General features: G+C 64.5%; 9 protein-coding genes. 5 read left to right on the top strand and 4 right to left on the bottom strand.

Annotated features, from left to right (window positions below; translation table 11 throughout):
- Nucleotides 1–1442: 1442 nt before the first annotated feature.
- Both ACFFJD_RS02365 and ACFFJD_RS02360 read right to left on the bottom strand, forming a co-directional pair.
- The gene (locus ACFFJD_RS02365) at nt 1443–2414 is read right to left on the bottom strand and encodes an MvdC/MvdD family ATP grasp protein (protein WP_382360361.1); all 972 of its coding nucleotides are present in this window, start codon (nt 2412–2414) and stop codon (nt 1443–1445) included.
- A 13-nt stretch (nt 2415–2427) separates the two neighbouring features.
- Nucleotides 2428–2577 (bottom strand): hypothetical protein, encoded by a 150-nt coding sequence (locus ACFFJD_RS02360; protein ID WP_382360358.1) that lies wholly within the window; start codon nt 2575–2577, stop codon nt 2428–2430.
- Nucleotides 2578–3299: 722 nt separating this feature from the next.
- Here ACFFJD_RS02360 and ACFFJD_RS02355 point away from each other — a divergent pair.
- On the top strand, nt 3300–4217 hold the full coding sequence (locus ACFFJD_RS02355) for a hypothetical protein (RefSeq protein ID WP_382360355.1): 918 nt from the start codon (nt 3300–3302) through the stop codon (nt 4215–4217).
- A 156-nt stretch (nt 4218–4373) separates the two neighbouring features.
- Here the strand turns inward: ACFFJD_RS02355 and ACFFJD_RS17625 are convergent, their stop codons facing one another.
- A complete protein-coding gene (locus ACFFJD_RS17625) occupies nt 4374–4649 on the bottom strand; it encodes a DUF8820 family protein (RefSeq protein WP_512700346.1) in 276 nt (91 codons plus the stop codon).
- A 269-nt stretch (nt 4650–4918) separates the two neighbouring features.
- Here ACFFJD_RS17625 and ACFFJD_RS02350 point away from each other — a divergent pair, with 269 nt between their 5' ends.
- Entirely contained in the window at nt 4919–5518 is a 600-nt protein-coding gene (locus tag ACFFJD_RS02350) for a helix-turn-helix transcriptional regulator (protein ID WP_382360353.1), read from the top strand.
- Here the strand turns inward: ACFFJD_RS02350 and ACFFJD_RS02345 are convergent.
- Entirely contained in the window at nt 5515–6687 is a 1173-nt protein-coding gene (locus ACFFJD_RS02345; protein ID WP_382360350.1) for a cation:proton antiporter, read from the bottom strand. The two genes, ACFFJD_RS02350 and ACFFJD_RS02345, sit on opposite strands and share 4 nt — an antisense overlap.
- 140 nt (nt 6688–6827) lie before the next feature.
- Here ACFFJD_RS02345 and ACFFJD_RS02340 point away from each other — a divergent pair, with 140 nt between their 5' ends.
- From ACFFJD_RS02340 to ACFFJD_RS02330, 3 genes are read left to right on the top strand one after another with little or no spacing between them, the layout of a single operon-like run.
- Nucleotides 6828–7253, top strand: coding sequence for a DUF5663 domain-containing protein (locus ACFFJD_RS02340; RefSeq protein ID WP_382360348.1), 426 nt, complete (start codon nt 6828–6830; stop codon nt 7251–7253).
- A gap of 55 nt (nt 7254–7308) precedes the next feature.
- Nucleotides 7309–8724 carry a phenylacetate--CoA ligase family protein gene (locus ACFFJD_RS02335; RefSeq protein WP_382360345.1) on the top strand — a complete coding sequence of 472 codons (1416 nt, stop codon included), beginning with the start codon at nt 7309–7311 and terminating at the stop codon, nt 8722–8724.
- A complete protein-coding gene (locus tag ACFFJD_RS02330; protein ID WP_382360342.1) occupies nt 8724–9746 on the top strand; it encodes a ThiF family adenylyltransferase in 1023 nt (340 codons plus the stop codon). Before ACFFJD_RS02335 ends, ACFFJD_RS02330 begins: the two co-directional genes overlap by 1 nt.
- Nucleotides 9747–10029: the final 283 nt, after the last annotated feature.

The following is a 10029-nucleotide window of genomic DNA, read 5'->3' as shown; positions in this document are numbered from 1 at the left end:
GCCGGGGCAGGAGAATTCGCCATAGCCAATTATCTCAACCCAGGAACCATAAACTAATTAACGACACGCGACACTAGGTTCATGACCTTGACCGGTCGCAGCGTCAGGACAATCAGTGAAACTGCGACCGCTGTGGAGATGGCGTCAACGTGCAGAGCGCGGAGTCCTTCGCGATCTTCGGCGGGAGGCGATTCACTCGGGAGTTTAAGGACGAGTTATGCCATGAGGTGATCTGGACCTAGAAGCCGATTCGGGATGTTGCTGACGCCTACGGTGTCGGCCAGGGGACACTGCGCAACGAAGCAGCCCGGAACCCGTCCGCCGAAACCGATATTCTCGCCCTTGTCTTGCTCACACACCGGCCAGTACTTCGCATTTCGAACCCGCCAGTCGCCCACACGTGCCAATCGCTCGACCTCGTGATCATCACGCCAATGGCCAGGTGGCACCTACTGCTCAGCGATTACATCGCCGGTTCTCCGGTATGGGCTTCCCGTCGCACCTCTTGGAGGTCTCTCCGTCTTGCTCGACCATTCCAACTTCACAGTTCGGCCTTCGGTGACAGCAGGCTATTGCAGCGGTCGACCGCCAGCAGGCACGGGTGTGCCTGCGGCTCAGCTCAGTCCCCGTTCGGACTACCAGGCATGCTCGACTCGTTCTCGCCGTGGCCACATCGATGCCTGAGCGAGTGCGCGATGGACACGGGCAACCTCTCGCGACCCAGACGAGCGTCACTCAAAGTCGTGCAAGAGGTCGCGTGCAACGCGAAGGACTTTGGGGCGCAAGGCGCCGTTCGAGTGGAGGTAAAGCAGGCGGAGTACCAAGAATCCTGCGACACCCACCGACCCAGCCATTACTTGCTCAGCCAGGTCGGGACGATCCCTCACGAGCAGGCCGAACGTGATCGATGCGCGATCAATCGCCGGAGGTCCCANCAAGGTCGTCGAGCTCGGGCGGAACTGACGAGGCTGCGAGCCGGCCACGAACTGCGGCGACGCAGGCGATCGGGTCAGCGTCGGGCGCGTACAGCGACGCCGATTCGACCTGGTGGACTCGAACGGATGGCCCCGGTACTGCTTGCACATCTTCGAGCCGGTCGAGCACCTCGTCGACGCGATGCGGCGTCAGTTCTGCCACGTCGTCAAACGGTCTGCCGGCGCGATGGCGAGTAGCCAGGACCGTGCGGCCCGCGGTAACGCCACTGAATACCAGTTCCGGAACCGAGGGATTGCCCGCGAGCTCCTGCAGCGCTGCGGCTTCGTTGGCCAACGAAGCGAATACTGAGGCCGACCCCGGGTTCTCGACCTTCACCCAATACTCGCCTGCTGCGGTGATGACCGTCCAGCTTCGATGACGCTGTTCACCGCCATAGACGCGGGACGACGTGACGTCGCCCAGATGTGCCGAGACGAGTTCGTGAAGGTCGTCAGGTAGCGATTCGTTTACGCGGTCGCGAGCCATTTGGCGATTGTTCTCCCGACGGGCACGCCGCCGAGCTCCTCGAGCCATGCCCACTGGCCAGCCGGATTGACCTCGAACATCAGCCACGACCCGTCTGGCAACTCCGCGACATCGATCGCGGCGTAGATCAAACCAAGACGGGCCACGAGCTCGACCAAACGGTCGGCGAACTCGGAAGGTAAGTCGATCGAGTAGTGGGGAACAGCGTCGAAATCGTATCGGCGCCAGTCGAGGGCCGTCTGCGCAGACTGCTGCGTGTCGAAGGCGCAACACACGACCTCGTTGCCGACGACGATGGCGCGAGCCTCCCTCGTCTTTCGGACCTTGGGCTGGTAGATCGCGACTGCGGAGCTGAGGGCGGAGTCGCCTACCTCATCGGGATCGATCTCGGTCGTAAAGATCGAGAACTGTTCCTCGCCGTTCGGAACGCGCGACGGTGTCGGGGCGATCAGCTTGGTGATGATGCCGCTTACGCGGTGCGTCCGAGCAAACGCACGGATCTGGTTCGGGTCGCTCGACACGAGAGTCTCGGGGATCGGAATCCGAAGCTCGGCAGCTAGGCGGAGCTGGTGGACTTTCGACCGCGCGAACCGCGACTCGATCCTGTTCATCCAGTTCGCCTCCGGAGGGATCGAGGCGAGCAGCCCATCGACCAGTGCGAGGTTCTGATCATGGATGTGCTTCTCAAGCATGACATCGGTAGCCGGCTCCGTCGACCATCCCGGATTCACGATCACGCGCCGATTCCAGACGGTCGTGATCCTGGACCAGTCCCAGCCGCCGACATCGACCGCGAATCGAGTCGAACCGACCTCGACCGAAGGGTGGATCTCCGAGCCGATCAGATCCGCAGCGAGATCCCAGTGGGGCACGCCCCAATCGTCCAGATGCCGAGTGACCAGCGGCAGGTGCGGATCGTCGCTGTGAACGAGGATCAGCACCTGCCGCGACAAGTGCGAGTTCAATCTAGTCGTCAGGGCCCATCTCGGAGGCACGGCCCGTCTTATGTGCGACGTTGGAGGCGGTGGTGCCGCCCATGTTCACTTCGTAGGCCTCGCGCCGTTCGTAAAGAAACGGCCGTTCAGCGACTGCGGTCGCCGTCTCGTTGAAAGACATACTCTCGCTCCTTGGTGCCTCCGGCCAAGCGACCGGTCGGGATACACATGACCGTGCAACGCAACTATCGCACAGCCCGAAAGCTGCTGCGGTGAGCTTCGCATCAGATCCTACGAATGGACGATAGGAACCCGCCGACTCCACGTCGCAGGCCCCGCACTTGATCTGGTGACAGTCGAGATCGCCAGGATCGGCCCTTGAGCGGAGCCGTCGGGGCGGTCGGCAGTTCGAGGACGGGATACTGGCGCCACTGAGCTAAGGGCTGTCCGTCCGGGGACAGCTGGAACAGCGAGGTCGAGTCCGGAATCAAGAACGCAAGTCACGTCGTAGCTGTGATGACCCGCCGGCCCACCGACGAGGACAGCATCTGCCAAGACCTGATCGCGATACTCGTTTGGCCGAACGGGCGGTTCGTCGTGCGTTCGGGGCCCGACGGAGCCGATCTGGCGCTGCCTGCCGAACTCGGCCACTTGGACCCGGCTCAGTACGCCTGCCTGGTTCTTGTTTCCGGGGATTCGCCTGTTCGCGCCGGCGATCGCCAGCGCGGCGCTGCCGACGACGGTCATCGCTCACCGCACTGGCCTGTCGAAGGAACCTCGCCTTGCGTCCACCGAAACGCGCTACCTGCCCTATCGCGGCATGAGACAGCCGCCTACCCGGCCGGATTCGCGGCTGATCGGAAGCCTCGCCGTGGACGAGCGGTCGTGGCAAGCTGATCACTGATGACTAGTCAGGATCTGCTGTCGCTGATGCAGCACCAGCTCGCCTGGATCGCGCGTAAATGGGAACGTGGAGGAATCACCCGCGACGAAGTGGTGGACCTCATCGTCGAGCTCGGCAAGGACATCGGCGAGGACTTCGACGAGTTCGATGAGGGTGGCGATCCGGTCGGGTGCATGGCCGCGGTGGTTCCGGTCGGCGAGGACGAGAATCTGTCGTGCGGCCTGGATAGAGAAGCGGTGCTTGGCTTGTCTCTTGGGTGCGCGATCATGCGCGCGAATACGGATCAAGTGCGCGATGACCTCCTGCGGTCAGCGTTCGGACGACGCGTGATCGCGCTCGACCCGCAGCGAAGAATCGGTGTCATCGATCTCCTCGCCACCAGTCTGGCGGCAAGTGTGCTCGGTGACGACATCACGGCGCACGTCGTGGACGAGTACGCAGACACAGTGTCGCGGGAAGCTCTTCAACATTGCTGCCAACGGCAGGTTCACGTCGCCGCGTACGGGGGTGACGTTGACCGAGCCTGGGCGTGCCTGCGACTTGCGCCGGATCCGCTGAGTATCGCTCGAACCCTTGTCGAGGCTGATCGCGACCGCGGAGCCGTCGGGCCGGCGGCTGATTTCTACCGGTGGTCACTCGCGCAGGAAGTGAATGCCCCACCTGCCGCTGAGCAGATTGTCTACCTGATCATGATCGGTGACGAAGACCGAGCGCTGGCCGTGCTCGACGAAGCGATTGTCGACCCGCGTAGACGGGACCCAGACTACGATTGGCTGCTTGCGCTCGCTGCAGAGGTGCTCGGGGAGCCGAAGATCGCTCGTGAGTTGGCCGCTCAGTCGACCGATCCGACGTCGGCGGAGTTGTGGTTGCTGGCGCAGGACGAGTCTGATGTCCTTCGTCGACTCGATTTGTTGTAGCACGCGCTGCGCACCGGAGGCGTGAGCGCCTGGGCGGATGTGCGACTCGCGTTAGCGATAGCCGAAACCTTGATCGCCGCCGGTGGGGATCCGTGCGCAGCGACCTATTTTCTTGCTGCGGCGGACGCGGCGCGAAGTCCACCACCCCAAGGGGCACTATCCAGCGAACGTGCCTTTGGCGAACAGGATTCCGCCGTGCGCCTGATGGCTTAAGAACACTTCAGACCCGGCGGGCACGGTGAGAATACCGAGCATTCCGGGGGTCGGTGCGACTCCAGTCGAAGGAGGCCGGGCCGGCAGCGTGGGAGTATTCGACGACGCCTCGGAGGCGAGGACGATGAGGCACTCCGGTAGCGGCGTGCTCGTCGCCTTGCGCGCTGGCCGCCGTGACAACAGGGATTGCGGACTGCCGGTCCAGGTATGCCGGGACATCCTCACCGGTCAACTCGATCTTGTCGGAGAGCAGCAGTGCCATGGCTCTAGGTCGGGGGGCGGACATTGAGCAGGTGGTCGCAGCAGCTGATGAACCGCAATAGATGTGTAATCACGCATGGGCGTCTCTGGAACGCGGAGAATCTGACCTGAAATCGGACCAAATGTGCCAATTACCATGCTGATTGCGTCAGCGCAGCCCCCCAAACTGGGGATTGTCCTTCGCCGGGTGCCGTGCCCAGGGGAGGAGAAGGTGAGGGTCTGCAGTGATGGCTGTACAAACCGTGGGTGTGGTGATCGAGCACGATCTTAGTGATCGAGCATTGGTGGAGCTGGTCAGCCGGTGTGGTTATCGGCCGGTTCTGTTGGACTTCGAGCAGCCATCGGAGTCGCAAGTGAATCCGGTGGGTGCGGTGCTGGTGCGGGATGTGACACGACTGCGCGCGGTGGCCGCCGATGCGCGATGTGTCGGGGCGAGGATCGCCGTGGTCCTCTCGCACCAGGGGCAGCGGGAGGTCATGGTGCCGCGAGGGGTCACCGTGATCCCCGCGACCGATGACGCACCCAAGCACCTGCGCGCCTTCTTCACCGAGGTGCTGGGGGAGCCGCGACCGGTGGACGCGGTGTCGCTGAGTCCGCGCGAACGCGAGGTCCTCACGACCTACGTGATGGGCGCCACGGTGGAGGAGGTGGCCAGGCAGCACTTTCTGTCCACCTCGACGGTGCGCACCCACTACCGGCGGGCAAGCAATCGCTACTTCTCGGCGGGGCGGCCGGTGACCAACAAGTCGCACCTGCTGTTGCAGATGGTGGCCGACGGGTGGATCGAGCTGCCCGGCCGGGACGGCGGCGCGGCAGCGTCGAACTAGTGCTCGGCGGGCGTCCGGCGGGTCCGGAGGCTCGAGGCCAGTGCCGGGAACAGCAGCACCGACAGCATGCCTCCGCCGACCAGGACGGCGGCAGCCGTCGCGGAGACGTAGCCCTCTTGAACGCCGGTGGTGGTGGCGACGATGATGATCGGTAGCCCGGTGGCACCCATCAGGGCCACCGAGAGCTTGGTGCGTCGGTCGCTGCCCTCGGGTGCGGCCAACGACGCCGGCAGGCCGCGGACCAGCAGCAGGAGCACCGCCACCACCGGTACCAGCGCGAAGGTCCACGGCTGATCGAGCAGGGCGTCGAGATCGAAGGTGACGCCGGTGACGATGAAGAAGATCGGAATCAGGAAGCCGAAGGCCAGTCCCTCGATCTTGCTCTCGACCGCCTCCTGCGTCTCCGGCGACGCGTCATGGATCAGGATGCGCCAGAGGATGCCGGCGGTGAACGCGCCCAGCAGGATGTCGACGTCGAGCCAGACGCTCAGGGCGACGAGGGCGGCGACGATCAGCATCACCAGGCGAATGGCGAACTGCGCGGAGGTGTGCAGCGTGCTTTCGACGAAGCGGTGCAGCTGGCCGTGTTCGAAGCGCTGTGCCCGCCACATCGCCAGCACCGCCAGCACGCCGAACGCCACCAGCACCAGGATCGCGGCGAGGGTGGACCGGTTGGACAGCACCACCGAGATGGCGACGATCGGGCCGAACTCGCCGACGGTGCCGATCGCCCCGACAGCGCGGCCGAACGGGGTCTGCAGGTCGTCGCCGTCGCGCAGGATCGGAATCAGCGTGCCCAGGGCCGTCGACGACAGCGCGATACCGAAGATCACCGCGCCCAGCCCGGGCACCAGCAGCCAGCCCAGGCCCACGCCGATGACGAAGCTCAGCAGCCAGCCGAGCCAGGCGCGGTTGCCGGTGCGTCCCCGCAGTGCCGACGCGTTGATCTCGCTGCCGGCCATGAAGAACAGCATCGCGACGCCGAGTTCGGAGAGCAGTTCCAACGGTTCAGACGGTTCGACCAGTCCCAGAAGCGACGGGCCCACCGTGATGCCGAGCAGCAGTTCGAAGACGATGACCGGCAGGACCACCCACCGTCGGACGCCGCGGGTGATGACCGGTGCGAGTGCGGCCAGCAGCGGCACGATGACGAGGTCGGTGGCGGTCACGGAATGAGCGTAGTCAGACCCTGCTGAACCTGTGCAGGTGGGAGAGAAGGCGGAAGCGGCAGGAGATGGGCGACTCGTGATTGGGGCGTGGGGAATCGGTATCAACCACGGGGAAGCGTCTATCGATCAAAGGAGTGATCATGTTTGAGCTGAATGATGAGTTCCTCGGGGAGGTCGGCCTCGCGGACCTCCCCGAGGAAGGCCGACTGCCTTTTCTCCAGCACGTGTACGCGACGTTGGAGCAGCGAGTCGGCAAAGTGCTCAGCGAGGGATTGACCAACGAGCAACTGTCGCAATTCGAGGCTTTCGCCGATCGCGACAGCGCCAAAGTCGACGCGTGGCTGGCGGTGTGGGCTCCCGACTATCTCGACGACCCAGAATTCCAGCGGCTCCAGCGGGACATGGGTCATGTGGCCGGGGCCGTGGATCTCCGGGCCGAGTATGCCGCGCAGCTGTGGATGGTGGTGAATCGACCGAACTATCGCGAGACCGTCATGCAGATCCTCGCTGAGGTCAAGTCAGAGATCGCAGCTAACCGCGAGGCGATTCTCAGGGCGTCCCGATAGGGGGGCGTGGGGAAGCGGTTCATGTTTACACCCGCAGAACGTTCAGGAGGATGACATGAACCGCAACCCACGTCCGGCGCACGGAATCTCGCGCGCTATCAGTACGGCCCGGCGGGCGGCGCAGCGCGTGCCCGCCTATGCGAAACACCTTGCCGCGCATGGCAAGATCCTCGAAGAGTTCGCTGATCGGGAGGGTTTTGAGCGGCTGCCTCCGGTCACCAAGGAGGACTACATCAAGGCGAACAATCCCGCCGATCTTCTGTGGGATGGCGATCTGTCTCGCGCGGGAGTCTGGTCGGCGAGCTCCGGATCGTCCGGGGAGCCGACCTTCTGGCCCCGAGCACAGACTGCGCGCGACGATGCGGCGCAAGCGCATGACCGGATCTTCTCCGCATCCTTCGATACCCGTGCCCTGTCGACGCTCGTGATCGACGCGTTCGCCATGGGCACCTGGATCGGTGGCACGTACACGTACACCGCGGTGCAGGACCTCCAGGCTCGGGGCCACCTGGTCAACATCGTGACCCCTGGTATCGACGTCGAGGCGGTGCTGCAGTGCCTCGAACGATTGGGCAAGCGCTTCGACCAGGTGATTCTGGCCGGGTATCCGCCGGTGATCAAGGACGTGCTCGATGCGACGTCGTCGGATCTGAGTCGGCTGGGTCTGCTGCTTGCCGGCGAGGCGATCAGCGAGGGGCTGCGCGACTACTTCCTCAACCGACTCGACACCTACGAGCGCCCCGAGCGTGTCTGTCTTGTGTACGGCACAGCCGACGCGGGTTTGATGGGGCATGAGACTCCGGAGACCATCGCGATTCGGCGTGCCGCACGGCCGGGCACTGCGCTCGCCGAGGTGCTTTTCGGCGGCGGATCGACGGCAATCCCGACGCTCGTCGAATACGACCCCGAGCGCCGCTACGCGGAGGTCAATGACGAGGGGTTGCTCTACTTCACCGTCGACACCGCGCTCCCGCTGATCCGCTACCAACTCGGCGACCGCGGTGAGTTGTACTCCGGTGAGCAGTTGGCTGTGGTCCTGCGTGAGGGCGGTTACGCCGATCTCGCCGCACCGTTGCATCCGCGCGGGTCTTTCCTGATCCTGCGCGACCGGACCGACGTCGCCGCCACCTTCTATGGTGCCAACATCTACGCCGAGCATGTGAAGGCGGCCATGCTGGTGCCGGAAGTGATGCGGGAGGTGAGCGGCCGGTTCACCGTCTCGGTGGAGGAAGACGCCGAACTCCGGCCGCAGCTTCTGGTGGTCGTCGAAGCGATGGGCACCCGGTTTGCGAGCGATCTGGGCGCCCGTCTGGCCAAGGTCTGCCGGGACGCGCTGGCCGAATCCAACACCGAATATCGCCGGTTGCTCGCCGAATACGGCACCACCGTCGAACCCCGGGTGGCGGTGGTGCCGCGCGGCGACCAGTCGTCCGGGCCGCACATCAAGCAGAAATGGATCGAGGCCAACTGATGATCGAGATTCTTCATCCCCACGACGACGCGGCGCGGATCACCGAACTGCGATCGCATGACCTGGTGTGGGTCGATGGCTGGGAGAGCGCACTCGAAGAGCTGCAAACGCTACGCGAATACGGTTCGGCCGCAGCGGGTTCGGGGGGTGCTGGCCCCATCTCGTTCGACGAGGCAGACCTGGACGCGTCGAGCCGCTACGTGGTGTATCCGTGGCGGCGGACCGTGGTCCGGCTCCCGGATGCGGACCTGTTCTACCGGTTGAAGACCACGCGAAATCGCTTTCTCATCACCGATGACGAACAGCGTCGGTGGGAATCGTCGCCGATCGCGGTGGCGGGGTTGAGCGTCGGGGGATCGGTGCTCAACACTTGCGTACTGACGGGTGCCCGCACCCTACGGATCGCGGATCCGGACGTACTCGGACCGAGCAACTTGAACCGGCTGTCGGGCTCGGTGTGCGACCTCGGTGTGCGGAAGACGACCCTAGCCGCACGTCGTGCCTTGGAGTTGGACCCCTACGTCCAGCTCAGCATTCTCCCGGGCGGTTACACGGCGGAGAACGCCGACGGATTCCTCTGCGGTGCCGCCGTGGTTGTGGAAGAGATGGACGACCTGCGACGGAAGATCGAACTGCGGGTCCAGGCGCGGGAGCGCCGAGTTCCGGTGGTGATGGTGACCGACGACGGGGACGGCGTCATCGTCGATGTCGAACGTTTCGACCTCGATCCCGAGTATCCGCTCTTGCACGGCCGGGCCGAGGCCCTGAGCGGAGTGAGTCCGGAAGAGTTCGACGACCCCGCGCGACGGGTAGAACTGGCCGGGATGATCGTCGGCGACGACATCACCGCTCGCATGAAGCATTCGCTCGGCGAGGTGGGGAGAACTATCCCGTCCTGGCCGCAGTTGGGTACCGCCGCGACCCTCGCCGGTGCAGTCGGGGCGATGCTGGCGCGCCGGATCTCCTGCGGAGACAACGTCTCGTCAGGCCGAGCTTATCTGCGGCTCGCCGAGCTAGCCTGAACACCGCGTTGCTGCAGGTGCGTATTGCGAGCGGCGAGGCCGATCATTCGTCGGCGTGCGTTTTCGAGCGCGCGTCGCTCCTGGGCGACCTGGTACTCGATGCCTTTGGGTCCGCTCAACGATTCTCCTCGCAGTGGGTGAGTCGGCGACGCGCCCCCGGCCGCTCGCTCCGTTCAGACTAGTGTCTCGTGTCATTAATTAGTTTTCGGTTGAGCTTTCTTCAGAATGTCCTCGGCGGTCTTGGTCCAGACGAAGGGGTGTTTGCGGTCGTTCCAGCCGTTGA

The organism is Gordonia phosphorivorans, assembly GCF_042432625.1.
In the GTDB taxonomy this organism is placed as follows: domain Bacteria; phylum Actinomycetota; class Actinomycetes; order Mycobacteriales; family Mycobacteriaceae; genus Gordonia; species Gordonia phosphorivorans.
Note: the sequence above shows the minus strand (reverse complement) of the source record. Positions and strands in the feature narration are given on the sequence as shown.